The 22636-nt window shown below is 42.0% G+C and carries 23 protein-coding genes and 2 tRNA genes; 14 read left to right on the top strand and 11 right to left on the bottom strand.

Translation table 11 applies throughout. The features are described from left to right. Positions 1-114: 114 nt before the first annotated feature. Complete coding sequence (locus PY092_RS07645; protein ID WP_275615254.1) at positions 115-1917, top strand: T9SS type B sorting domain-containing protein; 1803 nt, start codon at positions 115-117, stop codon at positions 1915-1917. A 113-nt stretch (positions 1918-2030) separates the two neighbouring features. Continuing rightward, a complete protein-coding gene (locus PY092_RS07640; protein WP_275615253.1) occupies positions 2031-3467 on the top strand; it encodes a T9SS type B sorting domain-containing protein in 1437 nt (478 codons plus the stop codon). Positions 3468-3606: 139 nt separating this feature from the next. Here the strand turns inward: PY092_RS07640 and PY092_RS07635 are convergent, their stop codons facing one another. Together PY092_RS07635 and PY092_RS07630 are read right to left on the bottom strand one after the other, a co-directional pair. Then, positions 3607-5109, bottom strand: a complete 1503-nt coding sequence (locus tag PY092_RS07635; protein ID WP_275615252.1) for an OmpP1/FadL family transporter — start codon at positions 5107-5109, stop codon at positions 3607-3609. A gap of 48 nt (positions 5110-5157) precedes the next feature. Beyond that, positions 5158-6399 (bottom strand): hypothetical protein, encoded by a 1242-nt coding sequence (locus tag PY092_RS07630; RefSeq protein ID WP_275615251.1) that lies wholly within the window; start codon positions 6397-6399, stop codon positions 5158-5160. 94 nt (positions 6400-6493) lie between these two features. Between PY092_RS07630 and proS the strand changes: the two genes are divergently transcribed. The 4 genes from proS to rpsT all read left to right on the top strand — a co-directional run bounded on the left by proS (position 6494) and on the right by rpsT (position 8552). Then, positions 6494-7969, top strand: a complete 1476-nt coding sequence (gene proS / locus PY092_RS07625) for a proline--tRNA ligase (RefSeq protein ID WP_275615250.1) — start codon at positions 6494-6496, stop codon at positions 7967-7969. Between the two features lie 81 nt (positions 7970-8050). Then, positions 8051-8122, top strand: a tRNA-Glu gene (locus PY092_RS07620). A 71-nt stretch (positions 8123-8193) separates the two neighbouring features. Beyond that, a tRNA-Glu gene (locus PY092_RS07615) sits at positions 8194-8265 on the top strand. Positions 8266-8300: 35 nt separating this feature from the next. After that, the gene (gene rpsT / locus PY092_RS07610) at positions 8301-8552 is read left to right on the top strand and encodes a 30S ribosomal protein S20 (RefSeq protein ID WP_127141287.1); all 252 of its coding nucleotides are present in this window, start codon (positions 8301-8303) and stop codon (positions 8550-8552) included. 63 nt (positions 8553-8615) lie between these two features. On the opposite strand, the gene PY092_RS07605 is transcribed toward rpsT, so the two are convergent. The 4 genes from PY092_RS07605 to rho all read right to left on the bottom strand — a co-directional run bounded on the left by PY092_RS07605 (position 8616) and on the right by rho (position 12491). Continuing rightward, positions 8616-9302: a hypothetical protein gene (locus PY092_RS07605; RefSeq protein WP_275615249.1), complete on the bottom strand. Its 687-nt coding sequence runs from the start codon at positions 9300-9302 to the stop codon at positions 8616-8618. A gap of 87 nt (positions 9303-9389) precedes the next feature. Continuing rightward, positions 9390-9788 carry a hypothetical protein gene (locus PY092_RS07600; RefSeq protein ID WP_275615248.1) on the bottom strand — a complete coding sequence of 133 codons (399 nt, stop codon included), beginning with the start codon at positions 9786-9788 and terminating at the stop codon, positions 9390-9392. Positions 9789-10087: 299 nt separating this feature from the next. Continuing rightward, positions 10088-10753, bottom strand: coding sequence for a hypothetical protein (locus tag PY092_RS07595; RefSeq protein ID WP_275615247.1), 666 nt, complete (start codon positions 10751-10753; stop codon positions 10088-10090). A 130-nt stretch (positions 10754-10883) separates the two neighbouring features. Beyond that, the gene (rho, locus tag PY092_RS07590; RefSeq protein WP_275615246.1) at positions 10884-12491 is read right to left on the bottom strand and encodes a transcription termination factor Rho; all 1608 of its coding nucleotides are present in this window, start codon (positions 12489-12491) and stop codon (positions 10884-10886) included. Positions 12492-12680: 189 nt separating this feature from the next. On the opposite strand from rho, the gene PY092_RS07585 reads away from it, so the two are divergent. Beyond that, positions 12681-13091, top strand: a complete 411-nt coding sequence (locus PY092_RS07585; protein WP_275615245.1) for a DUF4293 domain-containing protein — start codon at positions 12681-12683, stop codon at positions 13089-13091. 71 nt (positions 13092-13162) lie between these two features. Here the strand turns inward: PY092_RS07585 and PY092_RS07580 are convergent, their stop codons facing one another. After that, on the bottom strand, positions 13163-14119 hold the full coding sequence (locus PY092_RS07580; RefSeq protein ID WP_275615244.1) for an MBL fold metallo-hydrolase: 957 nt from the start codon (positions 14117-14119) through the stop codon (positions 13163-13165). Positions 14120-14121: 2 nt separating this feature from the next. Then, on the bottom strand, positions 14122-14616 hold the full coding sequence (locus PY092_RS07575) for a metallophosphoesterase family protein (protein WP_275615243.1): 495 nt from the start codon (positions 14614-14616) through the stop codon (positions 14122-14124). 88 nt (positions 14617-14704) lie between these two features. On the opposite strand from PY092_RS07575, the gene truA reads away from it, so the two are divergent. Further along, positions 14705-15460, top strand: coding sequence for a tRNA pseudouridine(38-40) synthase TruA (gene truA, locus PY092_RS07570; protein ID WP_275615242.1), 756 nt, complete (start codon positions 14705-14707; stop codon positions 15458-15460). Then, positions 15444-17216: an ABC transporter ATP-binding protein gene (locus PY092_RS07565; RefSeq protein WP_275615241.1), complete on the top strand. Its 1773-nt coding sequence runs from the start codon at positions 15444-15446 to the stop codon at positions 17214-17216. The genes truA and PY092_RS07565 overlap by 17 nt, the downstream gene beginning before the upstream one ends. Here the strand turns inward: PY092_RS07565 and PY092_RS07560 are convergent, their stop codons facing one another. The 3 genes from PY092_RS07560 to folP are packed head-to-tail and all read right to left on the bottom strand — an operon-like array spanning position 17217 to position 19662. Then, complete coding sequence (locus tag PY092_RS07560; protein WP_275615240.1) at positions 17217-17999, bottom strand: DUF3667 domain-containing protein; 783 nt, start codon at positions 17997-17999, stop codon at positions 17217-17219. Next, entirely contained in the window at positions 17996-18784 is a 789-nt protein-coding gene (cdaA, locus tag PY092_RS07555) for a diadenylate cyclase CdaA (protein WP_275615239.1), read from the bottom strand. The genes PY092_RS07560 and cdaA overlap by 4 nt, the downstream gene beginning before the upstream one ends. A gap of 44 nt (positions 18785-18828) precedes the next feature. Further along, positions 18829-19662: a dihydropteroate synthase gene (folP, locus tag PY092_RS07550; RefSeq protein WP_275615238.1), complete on the bottom strand. Its 834-nt coding sequence runs from the start codon at positions 19660-19662 to the stop codon at positions 18829-18831. A 95-nt stretch (positions 19663-19757) separates the two neighbouring features. Between folP and PY092_RS07545 the strand changes: the two genes are divergently transcribed. The 5 genes from PY092_RS07545 (at position 19758) to tpiA (ending at position 22635) form a co-directional block, all read left to right on the top strand. Further along, on the top strand, positions 19758-20303 hold the full coding sequence (locus tag PY092_RS07545) for a DUF1599 domain-containing protein (protein WP_275615237.1): 546 nt from the start codon (positions 19758-19760) through the stop codon (positions 20301-20303). A 27-nt stretch (positions 20304-20330) separates the two neighbouring features. Next, complete coding sequence (locus PY092_RS19665) at positions 20331-20525, top strand: four helix bundle protein (protein ID WP_313790210.1); 195 nt, start codon at positions 20331-20333, stop codon at positions 20523-20525. After that, complete coding sequence (locus PY092_RS07535) at positions 20495-20671, top strand: four helix bundle protein (RefSeq protein WP_289623235.1); 177 nt, start codon at positions 20495-20497, stop codon at positions 20669-20671. The genes PY092_RS19665 and PY092_RS07535 overlap by 31 nt, the downstream gene beginning before the upstream one ends. Before the next feature lie 55 nt (positions 20672-20726). Then, positions 20727-21821, top strand: coding sequence for a BT_3928 family protein (locus PY092_RS07530; protein ID WP_275615236.1), 1095 nt, complete (start codon positions 20727-20729; stop codon positions 21819-21821). Positions 21822-21885: 64 nt separating this feature from the next. Beyond that, a complete protein-coding gene (gene tpiA / locus PY092_RS07525) occupies positions 21886-22635 on the top strand; it encodes a triose-phosphate isomerase (RefSeq protein WP_275615235.1) in 750 nt (249 codons plus the stop codon). Position 22636: the final 1 nt, after the last annotated feature.

Here is a 22636-nt window from a genome sequence, read left to right as displayed (position 1 = left end):
CAAAGATATACATTAATGACCGATTTAACATCTGGTATCGGAGGTTTGACAACATAAATTATTGTTAAGGCCAATGCCACGGTACTTTTATAATGCCCAAACCTACAGTCTTTTATGTTTAAACTCTTTTTAAAGACCTTATTAATACTATTGTTTTGGCAGGCTGCGCAAGCGCAGGTTGTACAAGATTGTGTGGATGCAATTCCCATTTGTAGCAATACGCCCATAAATGGCGGTACCAATGGTTTTGGCGCTGATGATTTTTATGGAGCTGCGTCCAGTGGATGTTTGGAGCAGACCACTACGGGCGCCATAGAATCCAATTCGGCCTGGTATCGATTTAGAACAGCCCAAGCAGGGCAATTGGGGTTCAATATTGGGCATAACAGTAATGAGGATTGGGATTTTGCGCTGTATCGTGCAAGTGATTGCAACGATTTAGGGGAACCTGTCCGTTGTAACTTTTTTGATAATAGTGAGAACACCAGTTTCATTGGGGTAGGGGAAGACCCTACGGGCGAAGGGGATTCGGTGCACTACGAGGATTGGCTCCAAGTGGAAGCCGGGGAGGATTACTACCTCTTCATCAATAATTTCAGCAATGTAAATTCTGGATTTTCCATTCAGTTTACGGGAAATATTTGGGTGGATCATCCCAATAGTGCTTTGGATTGTTCCATTGTCAGTAATTTATTGGGTCCGCCCATTGCCGCTTGTGAAGGCGATAATGTGGTTTTGGATGCCACTAGTTCTGGGACCATCAATTATGAGTGGTATAGCGATACGGGAAGTGGATATCAACTGATTGCCGGTGCCAATGGTGCTACGCATAATGTTCAAAATACAGGGCAGTATCGTGTGGTGGTTACCACATCTGTCGGAAACATTGTAAGTGATGTGCAAGTAGGGTTCAATGAAGTGCCGATTACAGGTGTGCTTACGGATGAGATCTTATGCTATGAGGATGATATGGCTTTTGATTTGAACGGTAAAAACACCGAGGCACTAAATGGTATGGATCCTGATGATTTTGTGGTCAGCTACCATAGTTCACAAACCGATGCGGATGCAGGGATTCATCCGTTGGAAAAGCTATATGTATTGGCAGTGGGTTCGGAAACCATATATGTTAGGACGACTTCTCTGGCCAATCCCGATTGTTATGATGCATCCCAAAGCTTTGTGCTGAACGCTATTGAAACCCCTGTTTTGAGTTTTGACGGACAAGTGGTTTTTTGTGAAGCTGCAGGGAGTTTGGAAATTGGTGAGATGCAGTCCAACCCACATTATACCTATCAATGGAGCACAGGGGCACAAACACCTTCCATTATGGTTACGGAAGCGGGTGAATATACATTGACGGTAACCCATCAATCTAATGGGATGACTTGCGAGGCCAGTAGGACGGTATCAGTGGAAATTTCCAATATGCCCCAGATTTCAAGTGTCGATATTGATGATATGAGCGTCAACAATACAGTGACCATCAATACGGAAAGCCATGGCATGTATGAGTTTAGCTTGGATGGGGTGGATTTTCAAACGAGCAATGTTTTTGAAGGTGTCCCTCCGGGAGTGCATACGGTAAGTATGAGAGATCCCTACGGGTGTGGTGTGGTCGAAGAGGACATTGTTGTGGTTGGATATTTGGCCATTTTCTCACCAAATGGCGATGTAATGAATGAAACTTGGCAGGTTGATGGGCTTTCGACCTTGAATTCACCCATTGTAACCATTTATGATCGTTATGGTAAACTCATCAAGCAGATGAACGAGTTTGATGCAGGTTGGGACGGAAGCTTTCAGGGCAAGCCATTGCCATCCACCGATTATTGGTTCAAACTATCCTATGTTGATGATGATGGCAACCGGACGTATGCCAAGTATTTACAAAGCCATTTTTCATTGCGACGATAATAAATTGGCCGTTTGTCGATTAACTGCAAATTTCTTCGATAAACATATACTAAAAGGGTATTACAAAGAGTTATAGGGGATGTAAGTAGCATAATCATTAGCCCCAAAACTCTATGAGAGCTCTATTCAGCGCTATCTGTTGTCTCTTTCTATTACAAATAGTAAGCGCACAAAACTCCCCGGATTGTAGGACAGCCATACCTGTTTGTGCCGATGGCCCCATTATGGGCACCACCGATGGAAGTGGTGATATCGATGATTTTGACCCAGAGGTCATTACCCAAACAGGCTGTTTGGAAAAAGGAAGTGTGAGTTCTGCCAATATTGAGAACAACACGGGGTGGTATGTGTTTAGGGCTGGAACGGATGGACAAATTGGTTTTGATCTTGAAGCATTGCCCGTTACCCCTGGTAGTCCAATTACTTCAGAATGGGATTTTGCGTTATACGGACCTTTTGATGAAACTTCGAATGAAAATTTCTGTACCATAGTGGGCAATGGTACAGCACAGCCCATTCGGTGCAACTATGAGTACAACGAGACGAATTTTACGGGAATAGGAGTGAATCCAGTTGATGGTCGTGAAGGTGCGCCTTTTGTAAAAGGAAGCCAGAACACTTACGATGAATGGTTGAATGTGCGGCAGGGGGAAATTTACTATCTGTACATCAATAACTACAACACCAATTTTGATGATGAGGCAGAGTCTTTTATGTTGACTTTTACCGGTTCTTCAGTGGATGAAGATCAAGATAATGCCTTGGATTGTACGCTAAGAGATGAATTTTTAGGGTTTGATATCGTTGCTTGCGAAGGCGATCCGGACATCACTTTGTCAGCTTTGAATTCGCCAGCTGGTCCGAACATTGCCAATGTGACTTGGTCCGTGGATTGGGATGATGATGGGACAATAGATCAGCCGTTGGCCACAGGGGTAACGGAATATACGGTCTCGAGTCCGGATTCAGGAAGATATTATGTTTCGATTGAAAATAATCAGGGGCAAATCATTTCAGATGATGTATTGATTACTTTTTACGGCACTCCAGAGCTGGATGAAGTTCGGGTCATCGATGATTTGGTGCACAGTGATCAGACCGATCCATACAATGTGGAGATTGTTCCCGTAGGGGATGGTAATTACGAATATGCCATCAATGGTGGGGAGTTTCAGGATGACCCTGTTTTTAGGGATGTTCCTCCTGGGATAAACACGGTGGTCATCAATGACAAGAACGGTTGTGGAACATCCGAGCCCGAGGAGTTTTTGGTGGTGGGGTATCCAAAGTTCTTTACGCCCAATAGTGATGGTTTTCACGACAATTGGACGGTTTATGGTGTAGAGGAATTAGGGAACCCAGTGGTTTATATTTTTGATCGTTTTGGGAAGTTGTTAAAACAGATCAATGTGAATGTTGGTTGGGACGGTACCTTTAATGGGAGGGACATGCCTTCTTCGGATTATTGGTTCCGTTTGGAATACGAGCGGGAAGATGATGGTGTTTTAGTGGCCAAATCCGTTCGACGACACTTTTCTTTGGTTAGATAAAAAAGTAGCAAAAGTTTGAATTTGTCAAGTTGAGCGCAGTCGAAACTAATTTGATTGTCGTCAATATGTTTTAGGTTCTCGACTCCGCTCGAACTGACAGGCAATGAGCTTTTCAAACAGGCTCTTCTTTTTATAGGTTTTAGAATTTTAAAGTATATCCCAACGAAATATTAGTGTTGATTCTATTGATCAGTACAGCACTATCGATACCTCCATCAAATAAATAAGAGTTTACATCTTGCTCCGTTCTACTGTAGGCCAAATCCAAACGGCTTGCACCAAAATTATAGCCGACACCTGCAGAGAATCCGTTAAGGTCGCCTACAAAATCACTGTCGGCATAAGGGCTTTCCTCAAAACGGTATCCAGCCCTCAGACTTACTTGTTCTATACGGTATTCGCCTCCCAAACGATAGGAGTTTACCGCACCAAGTGTGCTGGTGATAAAATCATTTTCTGCAGCAAAGTTCGGGTCGGAGGTAGGCCTGAGTTCTGCTTTGGACATGTCTTGGTAGGAGTAATCCAAACTGATGAGCCCATCTTGTCCAAAAACCAATGCCATGCTGCCCGTGAATTTTTCAGGTGTTTTTATCCTGTATTCATCATACAGGTTCACAATGCCAAAATTGATGTAATCAATATCGGAAACCGCCAAATTGGAATTGATTCGCTGTGAGGTGTCATCTGTCAAGGTATACCATGTTGGTGATTGGTAGCTACCGCCCACGCGAATGGATTGGTTGAGTTTGGCAATGGCTCCCAAGCTAAAGGAGAAACCATACCCTTCTGTGTGCAATAAGTTGTCAAAGGAAGCATACTGGATTGGCGATTCGGCATCGTAACCCTGCTCGTCCAAATAGGTAGTCCTATCATACAATACGTTATGGAAGTTTACGGAAGCCCCTAAGTATAAGTCGTCTTGATATTGGGTGGCAAAATTAAGAGTGAATTTGCTGTTGTAGCCGGATGTATTCTGTAAAAACCTTTGGTCAACACTGCTGTATTGTGCATTGGAAAAATAGGAAGTGTTTTCATCAACGTCATCAATTGGTTCAATGATTCCTGCTTGGAAGCCAAGAAAGGCCTGCTGTGCGGAATAACCGAGATTGGCCCCGATATCCAAATATGCATCTTCAATATATTCGCCCTGTTGTGTGCGCAACGGCCCCAAAGGCTCTCCTTGCGCAAAGTTCAAAAAGTAATTGTCTATTCCTACAGAGGTATTGCCCGATGCAACGAATTCGTCATCGAAATTCCGTACCAAATCGTAATTGATGGCCAATGCAATTTTTTTCCAGGGGCTATCAGTTGATGAGTTGAACACGAATACTCCTCCCACCTGATTAAAATCCAAGGAATTGGAGGTGGTGTTCCTTAAAGTATTTCCATAGAGTGCATCGTTGTTTCTGTGGTAATTGGAACCGGTGATGGAGATTTCACTAAAATTAAAGACCGCTGAACCTGCCGGATTAACATTCAAGGCGGATAAATCACCGCCCAAAGCTCCAAATGCACCGCCCATAGCCTGAAACCTTGCGGTTCCCTGCAGATTTTCGGTGCTATAGCGAAGTACATCATCAATGGTCTGTGCACTTGCGAAAGTGCATGCCAATACCATTATGAAAGTCAAGATTCTTTTCATTTCTTATGATTTAGATTAATCAATATAATTATAGGGATTGTCGGATTATTATCTGCCGCCTCTACCGCTTCGGCCTCCTCTGCTTCCGGAAGACCTGCTCACACCGGAACTTCTGGAACTGGAACTGCTTCTGGAGCTTCTTACACTGCTGGAACTACTGTTTCTCGAAGTTCCGCTACTACGGTAGCTTCCAGAACTTGACCTACTGGAAGAACGGCTATAGTTTCTACTTGGCGCGGTACTTCTTGATTGATAGCTCCTAGTGCTCTGTCCAGAACTTCTATAACTCTTGGAAGAAGAGCTGCTTCTGGTCGATGGTGTTGTTCCATACGAACGGCGGTAGGTTCTTGAACTTCCACTGTAATTAGGGGAAGTCCGTGTGGTTCTACTGGTTCTGTAGTCTCTATTTCTGGCAACAGCATCTGCGCTGATGGATCTTCTTACATTTGACCTATTGCTATAGCCTCTTGAGCTTCTGTTTGCCAAATTATTGTTGTTTCGGCTTAGTGTGGCATTGGAACGCCCACTATTATTTCTGAGCCTGCTGGAATATCCGCTGGTTCTGGAAGTTAATGTGGTTCCAGGGATGCGAGAGGAATATCCTCTTCTGCCTGACATGTAGGCATAGTCTCTTCCATAGTATCCTCTATTGTAATATGGATGGTTCCAGTAACCGCCGTAGTAGCCACCCCAGCCATAGTATCCACCGAAGCCGTAGTATCCGGCCCAGCCCCAGCGATAGGAGCCATAGATGCCCCAACGATTATATCTCCAAGGGTTGTTCCATCCCCAACCCCAACCGTAGTAAGGATAGTTCCATCCCCAACCCCAAGAAAGGTAAGGGTCGTACCACCCATAATATCCGCTCCATCCCCAGCTGTTGTTATATACATTTATGGATAAACTTGTAGGATTATCGCCCCAACCAGGGTTTCCGTTGTAATTGTTATTGTATGCAAAGTAATCGGTTTGCTCACCATAGGGAATGGTGTCGTTTGGCATTTGGCTGGAGTAACTGTCGATGTCGGTAAAAACCTCGCTGTCCAAGATCTCGCCATATTCGTTTGCTTTGTCTCCAAAGTAATCCCCGTAGATGTTACTTTCTTGCTCCTCGATTCTTAGAGCTTCGGCATTTTTCTTTTCAACACTAAGAACACGGTCGTTGGCGGAGTAAATGCCATCATCGTAATAGGAAGCTTGCTGATAGGAACCACATGAAACCATAAAGAGGGCACTGACCATCAATATGGAGGCGGTTCGTAGTTTATTGTGAAGTAAAGACTTTAACATGGCGCAATTTTTATTGTTGAACATACTAAAAATAATTAGTTTTACCCAATCATTTCATGATTAAAGTCACAAGTTTTGTGCCAAACTAAAATAGATGGGTAAAAATTTAACGAGTAGAGCGGAAGATTATTCCAAATGGTATAACGAGCTGGTTGTAAAGTCGGATTTGGCTGAAAACTCCGGCGTTAGGGGATGTATGGTAATCAAACCTTACGGGTATGCGATATGGGAAAAAATGCAGGGACAATTGGACAAAATGTTCAAGGAAACAGGGCATGAGAATGCTTATTTTCCATTGTTCATCCCAAAATCATACCTGAGCAAAGAAGCCAGTCACGTAGAGGGGTTTGCAAAGGAATGTGCGGTTGTTACCCATTACCGATTGAAGAATGCGGAAGATGGCAGCGGTATTGTTGTGGACGAGAATGCGAAACTTGAAGAGGAGCTCATTGTTCGCCCAACGTCAGAAACCATTATTTGGGATACTTTTAGAAAATGGGTGCAGTCGTACAGGGATTTGCCGCTAAAAATCAATCAGTGGGCCAATGTGGTGCGTTGGGAGATGCGAACACGTCTGTTTCTTAGGACTGCTGAATTTTTATGGCAAGAAGGGCACACGGCACACACCACACGAGAGGAAGCTTTGGAAGAGGCGGAGCTTATGATGAACGTATATGCCGACTTCGCTGAAAAATATATGGGAGTTCCCGTAATCAAGGGAACCAAAACGGAGAGTGAACGATTTGCTGGTGCCGAAGAGACATATTGTATCGAAGCTTTGATGCAGGACGGAAAAGCGTTGCAGGCGGGTACTTCCCACTTTTTGGGTCAGAATTTTGCAAAAGCATTTGATGTCAAGTTCGCTAACAAAGAAGGTGAGCAGGAGTACGTATGGGCAACCTCTTGGGGTGTTTCCACCAGATTGATGGGGGCCTTGGTCATGACCCATAGCGATGATAATGGTTTGGTATTGCCTCCTCAATTGGCGCCTATCCAAGTGGTAATTGTACCTATTTATAAAGGGTTGGAGCAATTGGATGCTATTTCGGAGAAAGTGGAGCCCTTGGTAAAGGAGCTACGTGCCAAGGGACTTACCGTAAAATATGATACCCGTGACACCCACAAACCAGGATTTAAGTTCAATGAATATGAATTGAAAGGTGTTCCAGTACGTTTGGCGGTCGGGCAGCGCGATTTGGCCAACGGAACATTTGAAGTTGCCCGTAGGGATACCTTGACCAAGGAAACCGTTGGTGCTGATGAGGTAGTGGGGAAAGTGGTGTCATTGATGGACGAGATCCAAGAGAACATCTTTCAAAAAGCACTGGATTATAGAAAAGAACACATTACCGAGGTGGATTCCTATGATGAGTTTAAAAAAGTTATCGACGGGAAAGGCGGTTTTGTTTCCGCTCATTGGGATGGGACCACTGAAACGGAAGATAAGATAAAAGAAGAGACAAAAGCCACTATTCGCTGTATTCCATTGGATGCAGAAAAGGAAGAAGGCAAGTGTATTGTAACGGGAAAACCATCCAATAAGAGGGTATTGTTTGCAAAGGCCTACTAGACAGGGTGCAAAAAATAAAAAATACTGTTGCAAGACTTAAAAATAGTTGTATTTTTGCATCCGCAATTATGCAAGCATAACGGCCCGTTCGTCTAGGGGTTAGGACGCCAGGTTTTCATCCTGGTAACAGGGGTTCGATTCCCCTACGGGCTACAAGACAAGGTTTAAGCAAAAAAATGCTTATTTTGGGCTAGTAGGCTTTTAAACTTTGAGATTGAGATAATGGCCCGTTCGTCTAGGGGTTAGGACGCCAGGTTTTCATCCTGGTAACAGGGGTTCGATTCCCCTACGGGCTACAAAAAAAGGATTTAGAAAGAATTAATTTTAAGCAATGGCAAACCATAAGTCAGCATTAAAGAGAATCAGAAGAAACGAAGCAGTACGTTTGCGTAACAGGTATCAGCACAAAACTGTGCGTAATGCCATCAAAAAATTGCGCAACGAGGAAGACAAAAAAGCTGCTGAAGCTTTGTTGCCCACTGTAGTTGGTATGATTGATAAATTAGCAAAGAAAAACATCATTCATAGCAATAAGGCAGCTAACCTTAAGAGCAAATTGATGACGCAGGTTGCAGCAATGTAAACCTTGTGAAATCGACAATATTTTAACGCCTCCAACCTGGGGGCGTTTTTATTTGCATCAATTTTACCTAAAAGCCCTTCGCTTGTGAACAAGTACTCCCACAAGAAAGGAGCCGTACATCATCAGGATCAATATCCTTAGGATGGTTCTAAAATGATAATCCACCCAAATTTTCGGTGCTTCATACCCAACCCAAAACAAGAAGGGGAAAATCGAATAAAAGATTACCAATCCCATACTCATCCAATACATGAGATTGTGTCTGTTGGGGTAAGGTGTGGGTTTGCTCCTTTTTTCTTTTAAATAAAGCCAGATATTAAAAAGTAAAATAAATGAAGCAATCATATCGGCATAGTAGAGGTTGCTGTAGAATGGATTTTGAAAAAATAGACTTATGGTGTAACCTAAAATACTTGCCGCAGCCCCTAATTGTATCCACTTTTTATGTTTTCTACCTTGAACCATCCGCCAGTAGATATAATAGAAGAACAAAAATGAAATCACGGAATAGATGTTGAATATGACAACATTGTACCAGCTATACTTTTCAATATCCACTACTTGGAATTCATCAAAATGTTTAATGAAATATCCCAGCAATTCATTTAGAAAAGTATACATCAGGTATATGGGGTAGTATTTCAGGGGAGTATCAAAGTAGGTGCCATAACGGGCCATGGCCACAATCCATACGATAAGATAAAACGGAAGAATGTACTGTTCACTAATAAATATATAAAACTCCTCCATTGTAAATCGAGTGGGCGAATGATTTTCTAAAGGTTAAAATAACAAAAAAAGCCTCCATGGTAGGAGGCTTTTTTTTAAAAGGTCGATTTACCGAAATGCCTTTCTCTGTCCCAATAAAAGCCCTAGCATATAAAAACCATACATTATGGCTATAAATACAAACAATATTTTTTGAAAGTGGTAATCATACCAAACATGGTCATCTATGGATCCCAACAAGAAAATATATGGGGTTGCCAAGTAAAAAATGAATGAGCCCATGCTAACCCAAAAAAGTAAATTTTTCCATTGTGGATAAGGGGAAAGCTCCGTCTTCTTTTCTTGAAAATAGAATATGATGCAAGCCAATAGTGTCCAAGATCCAATAAGTTCTGCATAGTACAGTCCTCTATACAATGGGTTTTGGAAAATCATGTTTGCCACATATGCCACAACGGTAATCAATGTCCCGTATTTTACCAATTGCTTGTGTTTGGACTTTTGCAAAGTTTTGAAATACACCCAATAGAAAAATAGATAGGCTGCAAATTGGTATATATTGTAAATTACGATGTTAAGAGATGCGTATTTGCCCTCTGAAAAGAATTGAAAGTTATTATCGAATTTGATGAAATATCCTAATAAGTCGGTAAAAAACGTGTAGGCAATGAAAATTGGGAAAAATTTTAACGTAGTGTCAAAATACTTTCGATACGTCAACACCGATATAATCCAAGTCACCAAATAGGTAAAAAGGAAAAATTGCTCTTTAAGAAAAGTGACCAAGTCTTCGATTGCCGTAGGATTTAATCATCATAATCGCCGTTGGGTGGTGGTGACGAATTGCCTTTATTTAAAACTAAGCTTTCATCGTCATCTGCAAATACGGCCGGGGCAAAACTTGCATTGGACATGTCTTTCTCTCCATTTGGACCAATTTCAGAACCGCCAACTGCATTTTTGATCAATTTGGCTTTGCCATCGGCCCCAATGTAAAATCCATATTCTTCTCCATCAACCATCATGGTGGGCACAATAAAAATAGAGTTTTGTCTTGGATGCACTATTTTTTTTCCATCGGGAAAGTCTGGTTTGTCAGGGTAATTTGCGAAGTATAGGCGGAAGGAGGCGATTTTCACTCCGGCTTTTTTGGCTTCTTGCTCAACATAGGCAGTATAGTTCTTTATTTTGTCAAAACTGAAAGAGGTAAATCGAGATGGAATAAATTTTTCATCTGGATTACGTTCAGTTTCTTCGAACTGCCGTATCATATCCACCCTGTTCTTGGTATAGTTGTCATAAAGTGATTTGGATTCTTCCAGGGAAATGATACCTTCAGGAGGTAAAACTTCTTTTTCTTCTTCTTGTTTAGGGCTGGTTGATTCTTCTTTTTTTTGCCCTTGCTGACAAGCTCCCAATAGCAAAAATGAAGCTCCAAAAAAAGCAATTACGGCTTTTCTGTTGTTTTTCATAGTTAACGTGTTAAAGTTTAGTTTTGAGGAAACTGAAATAAAGATATACCTTTTCTATAAATTGACTAAACAAAAAGCCCTTCAAAAATTGAAGGGCTCGTAATCTTATGGTGTAGAGTGCTGTAAGTTTTTACTCGTTCATAGTGAGCAAAAACTCCTCATTGTTCTTGGTCTGTTTTATGCGTTGCTCCATAAATTCCATGGCTTCTACAGGGTTCATGTCAGCCAAATATTTGCGCATGATCCACATGCGTTGAATGGTGTTTTCGTCCAATAACAAATCGTCTCTTCTTGTAGATGAAGAAATAAGGTCGATGGCAGGGAAAATTCTTCTGTTGGAAATTCTTCTGTCCAACTGAAGCTCCATGTTACCTGTACCCTTGAATTCCTCAAAGATAACCTCGTCCATTTTGGAACCAGTCTCCGTTAAGGCCGTGGCGATAATGGAAAGCGAACCGCCATTTTCAATATTACGTGCCGCACCAAAGAAACGTTTTGGCTTGTGCAGTGCATTGGCATCCACACCACCACTCAATACTTTACCAGAAGCTGGCTGTACGGTGTTGTAGGCACGGGCCAGACGGGTAATGGAATCCAAAAGGATCACTACATCGTGACCGCATTCCACCAATCGTTTTGCTTTTTCCAAGACAATGTTGGCAACCCTTACGTGCTCTGTTGCTTCCTTGTCAAAAGTGGAGGCAACTACTTCGCCACGTACGTTACGTTGCATATCGGTAACCTCCTCAGGACGTTCATCGATCAAGAGGATGATTTGGTATACTTCTGGGTGGTTGGCGGCAATGGCGTTGGCGATATCCTTCAGCAACATGGTCTTACCCGTTTTGGGTTGGGAAACGATCATTCCCCTTTGTCCTTTCCCGATAGGAGAGAACAAATCCATGATTCTTGTGGAAATGGTACTTTGTTTTTCCGCCAATTTGAATTTTTCCTTTGGAAACAATGGAGTAAGGTGCTCAAAAGCTACCCTGTCTCGAACCACTTGGGGGTCGAGGCCATTGATTTTGTTCACTTTGATGAGCGGGAAATATTTTTCACCTTCTTTTGGTGGACGAATGTTGCCCAGAATGGTATCCCCTGACTTGAGTCCGAACAATCGAATCTGTGATTGGGAAACATAAATATCATCTGGAGAAGAAAGATAGTTGTAATCAGAAGACCTTAGGAACCCGTAACCATCCTGCATGATGTCCAACACGCCTTCACTCTCAATAATGCTATCGAACTCGAATTCAGGTTCTTTGTACCTGTTTTTTAAGTCCTTGTCAAAATTACTGCTCTTTTTATCGTGGTGGGACTTGTTGTGCTGGTTGTTTCTCCTATTGCTATTTTGGTTCTTTTGAGAACTGCTGCCTTGTGACTTATTGTCCTGCGGCTTGTCATCCCTTTTTTGAGGCTTGCCTTGAGGTTTGGTATCCTCTTTGGCTCTGGCCTCTCTTTTTTGAGGTGTTTTTGTTGGGGCATCCCCTTCTGCTTTCTTGGTCTCCGTGGCTTTAGGGCGTGGAGTTCTGGCTTTTCTTGGTTTTGGTGCTGGCTTTTCGTCTGCTGTTGCTGTAACTGTTTCCGCTACAGCCTTGGGATTGGATGCTTGAAGGTCCAGTATTTGGTATACCAGATCCAATTTTTTCAATGATTTGAATTTGGGAACATTTAGACCCTTTGCAATTTCTTGCAACTCAGGAAGCTTTTTAGCTTTTAGATCTGAAATCTCGAACATTAAGTAATGGAATAAGTTAAACTTGTGTGATTCTAAATTTGAAGTAAAGTTATTTATGGGTGCTACTGGAGAAAGAATTCCGAGGTAGGTGCTAATAATAACATGACAATATTACAAATTATTTTTTAAGAATAAGGCCTTATTTATCAAAAAGACGCCTATTTTTGCGATTCCAAATCGATTTGAACAATGATTCAGCGGATACAAACGTTATTTTTACTTATAGTGGGCCTTATTTCGGGCGTACTACCGTTCTTTCTCAATCTATGGGTAGAAGTGGGAGGTAAAGAGGTTTTTGCGCAAGATCAAGTTCTGGTAAGCCTTGTTTTTTATGTGGCGACCGTGCTTGCCGTGGTATCGATTTTAATGTACAAGAAAAGACAAAATCAATTTGTGGTAAACAGATTGAATATGATATTGAACCTTTTTTTACTAGGATTTTTCGTTTATCGATCGCTAAGCTTATCCGGAGAAACTGTGGTTTCCGAGAAGGGTATTGGGATGCTGATTCCTGTATTTTCTATCGTTTTTCTTGTCCTGGCCAACAGGGCTATCAAAAAGGATGAAGATCTTGTAAAATCTGTTGATCGCTTACGTTGAACCTAACATCTTAGTAGTATTAGTGCGAAAAAACCCTGGCTTCGGCCGGGGTTTTTATGTTTGTAAAGTCTCTACAAACTTATTTTTTGATCAAAAGCCGACACCCTAAAGCCGGCCTCCAGAACTTTTTTATAGGAATCACTGTTCTGATTCAAAAGTGCGTTGGTGTGATTGAAATGGATAAAGTGGACTTTGGATTTTTCGCCATCAGGAAGGTTGTGGAACAATTCCATGCTTTCCACCACAAAGGGGTGGGGTATTTCAGCGATATTTCTTGAGTTGATTTCGGGACCATCGAAAAATGTGGCGTCCAGAAAAGCATAATCCACACGTTGTATTTCTTTCAAAATATCCTTCTCCCATTTGGACCACTTATCAATATCAGGAATGAACAATGCTGATTTGTTTGGTCCAATAATCCGATAACCTACGGTTTCTGAATATTCATCCCTGTGTGGTACAGTAAACGGAACAACTTTGATGTTTGGGGTAAGTTGAATGCCTACTTCATTTTTTATGGGTCGTATATCTATATTTTTCAATGAGACAAGTTGTTCCCAAGGTCCATTGGTCTCCAAAAACTTTTTCATTCGTGGCATTGCATACACAGGAATGTTTTTTCCGCCCAAGGCTTCCCTGCCTAAATACATCAAACCAGTGTAATGTCCAATATGGGCATGTGTGACAAAAACACCATCGGGTGTTTCTTTGTTTTGTCGTGAGTGCTCCTTTAACAATTTCAATTGAGAAGTCATATCTGGAGTGGCCTCAAAAAGATAGCTTTTTTGATTTTGATGGTCCACCAACCCTAAGGAAACCACCTTTCGGGTAGGGTCCGGGTTGTTGAAGAGCTCTGCACAACACGATTTTTGGCAACCTACGTGGGGACTGCCCCCATCTTGAACAGTGCCCAAAATATAAAGTGCGACTGAACTTTGTTCGGGTTGCGAAGGGGAGTCCGCATTTTTAGAAGACTTGGTTGAACACGATGCCAAGAAAATTACCAGTATGATCACATAGTGTTTCATTTTTACCTTTTTCCCAATTCAATAACCTCCAAATCCGTGATCTTTTCCCCATCTATAACAAAGCGCAACATAGTCCGAATTTGATGAAAACCATGTTTCCCACATGCTCCGGGATTCATGTACAATAGCCCCAACTTTTTGTCATGCATTACCTTTAAAATATGGGAATGCCCGCAAATAAACAATTTGGGCGGATTGTTCCTGATTTCTTCACGCACTCGAATATTGTACCTATTGGGGTATCCGCCAATGTGCGTGATCCAAACATCGACCCCTTCGCACATAAACCTGTTGTTTTCAGGAAATTCTTTTTGGATCACATGGTCATCAATATTGCCATGTACCCCTCTTACAGGATTTAGGGCTTCCAATTGGTCGGTTACGGATAGACTCCCAATATCGCCCGCATGCCAAATTTCATCGGCCTGGGCGGCATACTTTAAAATGGTTTTGTCCATGTGTCCGTGTGTGTCGGAAAGCAATAAGATCTTCGTCATTTCGCTAAAAATATGCTAAAAACTATCCGTTGGATTTATCTTGGAAAGGATTGAATTATCTTTATCGACTTAAAAGTAAGGGATCCCATTGAGATATTTTATCCAATTTTCTTATTTCGGAAAAGCATACCACGGATGGCAGAACCAACCCAACGCCATAACGGTGCAAGAGGTTTTGCAAAAAGCCCTATCCACACTTCTGAGAAAAACCGTGGAAGTGGTGGGGGCTGGAAGGACCGATGCAGGGGTGCACGCCAGACAAATGTATGGTCATGTGGATGTTGATGCCATTTCTGACATTGATGATTTGGTATATCGATTGAATGCCTTTTTGCCCGATGATATCGCGGTGCAGGGAATCCATAAAGTTGTCGATGGTGCCCACGCCCGTTTTGATGCTGTGGAACGCACGTACGAGTATTGGTTGGTCAAGGAAAAGGACCCTTTTTTGTTTGATCATGCCCATTTTGTGAAGCATCCTTTGGATGTGGACGCCATGAATAAAGCTGCAAAGATGTTGTTGGAACACAGGGATTTTGAATGTTTTTCCAAGTCCAATACCGATGTGAAAACATTCAATTGTGATGTTCGAGAGGCGTTTTGGGCAATTGATAAGGAAAAATGGGTGTTCACTATCACTGCCGACCGATTTTTACGGAATATGGTCCGTGCCGTGGTAGGTACATTGTTGGAGGTTGGTATGGGAAAAATGTCCCCCGAGGATATTCACAGGATTATTGCAAGTAAAGATAGGGGAGAAGCAGGAGCCTCTGTCCCCGCAAAAGGATTATATTTGACCAAGGTTTCATATCCAAAAGAAATTTTTGATGAGCAAAAAGGATGATGTAGGAAAAGCGTTTGATTTTCGCCTGTTCAAGCGTGTTTTTTCACGAACCAGGCCTTACATGGGCATCTTTTGGTTGGTGGCCATCGTGGCCATTTTATCTGCAGCATTCGCCATAGGAATACCGTTGTTGGTCAAGGAAATCATCAACCAATCCCTGGAAAATAAGGATGCAGGACAATTGCTCAACAATGTGTTGTTGATGTTGGCCTTTTTGTTCGGTCAGGTAACCACCCAGTTATTGTTCAATTATTATGCGAACCTATTGGGCGAATCGGTCATCAGGGACATCCGAATAAATCTTTTTGAAAAGATGACCGGCTTTAAAATGACCTATTTCGATAATTCCTCCATTGGGGTTTTGGTCACAAGGGCGGTTGCGGATATGCAGCGTATCGGCGAGATTTTCAGTCAAGGCTTTTTCATGATCGTGGCCGATGCCCTTAAAATGTTGTCCGCAGCCATTATCATGGTGATCATCAACTGGAAATTGGCATTGATCGTATTTGCCATTATGCCAATTATTCTTATCGCTACGCGATTGTTTCAGCAGGCCATGAAAGTGGCTTTTGTTGAAGTGAGGGCCCAAGTGTCAAATCTTAATTCCTTTGTACAGGAACGGATTGCAGGAATGAAGATCGTTCAACTCTTCAACCGTGAGGAGATTGAAAAGGAAAAGTTCCGTGTCATCAACGAAAAGCATCAGAATGCATGGTTGAAAACGGTTTGGTACAACTCCATATTTTTTCCGATAGCGGAAATATCCAACTCCATAGGTATTGGGTTGGTGGTATATTTTGGTGTGATCCAGAACATTGAAAATGTGGGGATGGACAACAAAGGTGCCATTGTTGCCTTCTTTTTCCTGATGGATTTGTTGTTCCGACCACTTCGTCAGATTGCGGATAAGTTCAATACGCTTCAAATGGGGATGGTGGCTGCCAACCGCGTGTTCAAGATTTTGGATACCGATAGCCATATTGATGATAGTGGAAAAGTTGAGAAAAAGGATGTAAAAGGAGATATCGAATTCAAGGATGTACATTTTGGCTATGTGCCCGATGAAGAGGTGCTTCACGGCATATCGTTCCAAGTGGAAGCAGGGGAAACCGTTGCCATTGTCGGTGCCACGGGGGCAGGAAAATCGACCATCATCAACCTGCTCAATCGATTCTACGAAATCAATTCGGGAAAAATCTTGGTGGATGGTGTGTGTTTGGACGATTTCACATTACGATCACTCCGTTCGCACATTGCGATTGTGTTGCAAGACGTTTTCTTGTTTGCCGATACCATTGCACACAATATTTCGCTTCGTGATGAATCCATTACCACGGAACAAATCGAAGCAGCTGCAAAGCAGATTGGCGTGCACGAATTTATTTCGAGCTTGCCAGGTGGTTACCGATACAATGTAAAGGAACGTGGAACCATGCTTTCCAGTGGTCAAAGGCAATTGATCGCTTTCTTGCGCGCCTATGTGAGCAATCCTAGCATTTTGATTTTGGATGAGGCCACGTCATCAGTGGATACCTACTCCGAACAATTGATCCAACAAGCTACGGATAAGATTACCGAAGGGAGAACCTCGATTATCATTGCACACCGCTTGGCGACCATCAAAAAGGCTGATAAGATCATTGTAATGGATGCTGGTAAAATTGTTGAAATTGGCACCCACAAAGAACTATTGGAAAAAGGTGGTTATTACAACGATTTGTACACGGCCCAATTCTTGGCCGAGGAGGTGGCTTGATTATTTTGGAGGAGCTGGCATTAAATCTTGCGGGCTTATTTCTCCCAGTAAAAGCATAATGATCGGAACAAGTGTGGAAGACAACAAGAAGAGAATTCCAAAAATCATAAAAAATAAGAGTAATCTTGCCATGAGGGAAATACCTTTGGAGTTGCTGATTCTTACAATAATGTAAACGGTATATACTAACATTGCCAGAAAGCCGATCATGGAAAACGACATGTAAATTTCTGGGTTAAACAATAGTATCACTAGCGAGGGAACAAAAATGAAAAGGCTATAATGGGCGAGTGTGTATGTGAAAATAATGGTCCGTTCCGCAAAATTGTATTTCTTTTCATCAAAACATAACCACCCTGAAATGGCCATCAAAGGAATGTAAAATATGAATATCAGTGCTTGATAATCCAAAGTGAAGGACATTAATTTTTTTTGGTAAACCGTTTGTGTTCCAGTGTCCAACAAATCAAAATTCATAGAGTCCAATGATTTGGACATTATGAAAACAATCAATCCGGAAAGTGTCAACGCTATACCGATATAACTTATGGGGTTTAGGTATTTTCTTCGAAGCCCTTGCAGATACCCTTCAATGACCACTTCTGGTTTTGTAGTTAAATGAATAATGGTCTTGATGAACGAATTGTCCAAATTAAAATATCGTTCCAGGACATCCACCCAAAGATTCTTAATGGTAATTCTGTTGCGAATCACTTTTGCTCCACAAGCTGGACAATAAAGAAAATCCGTTCGTAGTCTTGCTTCACAATTTTTACAGATCATTGCTCTAGGTCCTTTTTAATGCGTTTTACCAATTCCTCCCTATTTTTAAAAGGAATAAAGTCCCCATTTTTTATGTAGGATATAGACCCTGTTTCCTCACTGACCACCAAGCACAATGCATCGGTTTTTTCTGTGATTCCCACAGCTGCTCTATGTCGTAACCCGAAGCGGAGAGGAATGTTACGGTCGTTGGAAACAGGTAGAATCACTCTAGTAGCTGTGATGAAATTATCCTGAATCACGATGGCGCCATCGTGCAGTGGACTGTTCTTGAAGAAAATACTTTCTAAAATGGGCTGGGTCACTTTAATGTTCATGGCATCCCCGGTGGATTTTACAAAATCCATGGAATTGTTACGTTCGATAACGATCAATGCCCCGGTTTTGGAAGTGCCCATGCGCTCACAGGCCCCAATGATGGCTTCAACATCGGTACTGGTGGAAATGGCTTCTTGCCTTAAGAATTTGAAATGTTTGAAAATGTTGCGCTTGGAAGCGAAGTTGGTGGATCCGATCATCAATAAAAATTTTCGAATCTCTTGCTGGAATACAATAATCAAGGCAATCAGACCAATGTTCATGAAACCACCGACCATGCTACTTATCATTTTCATTTGGAGCAACTCGGTAAGTTTCCAAAGGGCCCAAACAATCACAATGCCGATAAAAATATTGATGGCCACCGTGCCTTTGACGAGCTTGTAAATGTAATACAGGAGTGCGGCCACAAGGACTATGTCGATGACATCCGTAATCTTGAACTCTAGAAAATTTAAAAAATCCAACCGCAGCGTTTTTGTAAAATTAGCAAAAATAGGAGAACCTCGAATTAGAGGGCATGCTCTTTTAAGGTCTCTACAAGTTTAACACATTCTGAAGCTTCTTTTACATCATGCGCCCGAATAATGTTGGCGCCTCTTAGGAGCGCAATGGTGTGTAGGGCCGTTGTGCCGTTCAAGGCTTCTTTTGGGGATGATTCCAGCACTTTGTATATCATGGACTTTCTGCTCAAGCCTATCAAAATGGGCAAACCAAACGTTTGGAACATGTCCAAATGGTTCAAGAGCGTGTAGTTTTGTCCCGTTGTCTTCGCAAAGCCAAAACCGGGATCTATAATGATGTCGTTGATTTTTTTTGAAGTGGCCTCTTTCACTTTCTCTGAAAAATAATATCTGATGTCGTTGACCAAGTTGTCATAAGTCGCTTCTTTCTGCATGGACTGTGGAGTGCCTTTCATGTGCATCATAATGTATGGTACTTGATATTTGGCCACCGTGGCAAACATGGCTTCGTCCAGATTTCCTGCTGCAATATCGTTGATGATGGCCGCACCGTGTTCAATACTTTCGGATGCTACTTTACTTCGAAAGGTGTCCACGGAAATCAAAGTATCAGGAAACTTTTTAAGGATAAGATCGATAACGGGAACCATCCGTTTCAACTCTTCATCTTCTGGGACGTGTTCTGCACCTGGTCGGGAGCTGTAAGCACCCATATCTATAAAAGTGGCCCCATGGTTGAGCATAAATTCAACTTGACCAAGGATGGAAGCTTCGTCCTTATACTTTCCGCCATCAAAAAAAGAGTCGGGGGTAAGGTTGAGGATGCCCATGACTTTGGTTTTTTTTAAGTCTACAAGATTGCCTTTACAGTTTATGGTCATAAAAAATATATGCTTTGTTGGGTTTCATTATCTTTGGCAAAGTGCTTTTGGGCACAGATAAGTTGGACGAAATTTACGCAAATTAGCAACAATACATGCAGCAGACTTCCCAACAATACGATGCGGTGATACAAACCTGTCGTGAATTGTTTTCAAAAAAGGCCAAGGATTATGGCACTGCTTGGCGAATCCTTAGGTTACCCTCTTTAACGGATCAGATTTTTATCAAGGCACAGCGCATTCGTGGCCTTCAACAGAACGATGTGCGAAAAGTGGACGAAGATGAGCGTTCCGAGTTTATCGGAATCATCAATTATTCCATTATGGCACTGATTCAGATTAAAAAAGGAGTGGTGGAACAGCCAGACCTGACAGCCGAGGAGGCCATAGCACTTTATGATGAGCAAGTTGCCATTACCAAAAGATTGATGGAGGACAAAAACCACGATTATGGGGAGGCTTGGCGCGATATGCGGGTCAGCTCACTTACAGATTTGATTTTGCAAAAGTTGCTGCGGGTAAAACAGATTGAGAACAACCAAGGGACTACCTTGGTGAGCGAAGGTGTGGATGCCAACTATCAGGATATGGTTAATTATGCGGTTTTCGCGCTTATACATTTAGACGCAAACTCCAAATGATAAAACCCAAATCACAACGAATTTAATTTGGAAAAGAAGTATGATTTAGAGGAAAGAACATTCAATTTTGCGAAGAATTGCAGAAAGTATGTCAAATCATTGAAAGTTTCTGTCCTCAACATTGAGGATGGAAAACAATTGGTTCGGTCCTCCGGGTCTGTAGGAGCAAATTATATTGAAGCAAATGAAAACTGGGAAATAAAGATTTTCAGTTTCGGATAAAAATTGCAAGAAAAGAGGCAAAAGAATCTGGTTATTGGCTGCGTCTATTGAAAGATGCTAACCCGAATAGTGATTTTGCTGAAAGTTTAATCGAAGAATCTGTAGAATTAAGAAAGATATTATCATCAATTTTGAAGAGGGTTTGATCAAAGAAAAATTGGATTTTGGCTTTTTAGGATTGGAAATTTATTATAGTAAAATATGAAATATTTGGTCTGGATATCCAGAATTATTGTTGGAGTGTTGTTCATCATCAGTGGACTGATAAAATTGAATGACCCCATGGGTTTTTCCTTTAAACTGGAAGAATATTTTAGCCCAGGGGTATTGGACCTTCCTTTTTTAACTCCACTTGCATTGGCCATTTCTATTTTTGTGGTCATTGTTGAGGTAATTTTAGGTGTTTTGCTTTTGATAGGGTTTAAACCCAAGTTTACGGTTTGGAGCCTTCTGCTTATGATTGTATTCTTCACTTTCTTGACTTTTTATTCTGCCTATTTCAATAAAGTGACCGATTGTGGATGTTTTGGAGATGCCATCAAACTGACACCGTGGGAATCCTTTACCAAAGATGTGATTCTGCTGGTATTTATTCTGATACTGTTTTTCGGCAAAAAATATATCACGCCTCTGTTCAGTCCAAAAACCAACTGGATTGTTGGAGGAGTGGCGTTGCTGGCGTGTATTTTGTTTGCCAATCACGTATTGGCCCATTTGCCTTCGGTGGATTTTAGGCCCTATAAAATTGGTGCCAACATTCAGGAAGGGATGTCCGTGCCCGAAGATGCCCCGAAACCCATTTATGAGTATGCGTGGCGTTTTAAGGTGGATGGGGAAGAACAAGTTTATGTGACCGAAGGTGATTATCCCACGGTTGATGGAGAATTTGTGGATGTGGAAACCACTCAAATACAAGCAGGATACGAACCGCCCATACACGATTTCACCATAGAGCAAGAAGGACAGGATTATGCTGCCGAACTACTGGAAGAGGATAAATTGGTAATGGTCATCGCGTACGATATGACAAAAAGTAATCTTGAAGCTTTTGAGGAAGTTGCCGAGGTAACTGCCAAGGCAAAACAAAATGGCTACAAAGTCATTGGTATGTCCGCTTCGAGCAGCGATATGGCGAATAAGATCATCGATTCCTACGGACTGGATTTTGAGTTCTATTTTACAGATGAAACAACTTTGAAGACTATTGTACGTTCCAATCCAGCTATTTTAGTGCTCAGCAAGGGAACCATTCAGCAAAAGGTGCATTACAACGATTTTGATGAACTTGGGTTCTAAATTATATTGAAATATAGAACAGTAAAAGGGAAACACCAAACAGTATAACATAACAGCAAATAACATGAGAACAAAGATCGTAGCAGGAAACTGGAAGATGAACAAGGACCTTCAGGAAACAGAGGGATTGTTGGCCGAGCTTTCCGCCAAACTACCCGATACCGATGCCGATGTAATTGTAGCGCCAACGTTTGTAAACCTTCAAGCGGCAAAGCAAGCGTTGCAAGATTCAAAAATACAAGTTGCAGCACAAAATATGCACTTTGCCGAAAGCGGAGCCTACACAGGTGAGATTTCAGCTGATATGTTGCTTAGCTTGGGTGTGGATGTTGTCATCCTAGGTCACTCTGAAAGACGTGCCTACTTCGGCGAAGATGATGAATTATTGGCCAAAAAGGTAAAAACTGCCATCGAAAAGAATCTAAAAGTGATTTTCTGTTTTGGTGAAGAATTGGAAGATAGAAAATCCGACAACCACTTTGCCGTAGTGGAAAGCCAGTTGAAGAATGCCTTGTTTGACCTTGACGCCAGTGCTTGGAGCAAGATTGTCCTGGCCTACGAGCCTGTTTGGGCCATTGGAACAGGGGAGACTGCCAGTCCAGAGCAAGCACAGGAAATGCACGCGTTCATCAGAAAAACCATTGCGGACGGATTCAATGCCTCCATTGCCGAGGATGTTTCCATTTTGTATGGAGGAAGTGTTAAACCTGCCAACGCCGCAGAGATTTTTTCCAAGCCCGATGTGGATGGAGGGTTGATCGGAGGTGCTTCATTGAAGGCAGGAGATTTCACGGATATTATCAAGGCGATTTGAA

The sequence above is a fragment of the Flagellimonas yonaguniensis genome (assembly GCF_029193885.1).
Taxonomy (GTDB): Bacteria; Bacteroidota; Bacteroidia; order Flavobacteriales; family Flavobacteriaceae; genus Flagellimonas; species Flagellimonas yonaguniensis.
The sequence above is the reverse complement of the archived record's forward strand: the minus strand, read 5'-3'. Positions and strand labels throughout refer to the sequence as shown.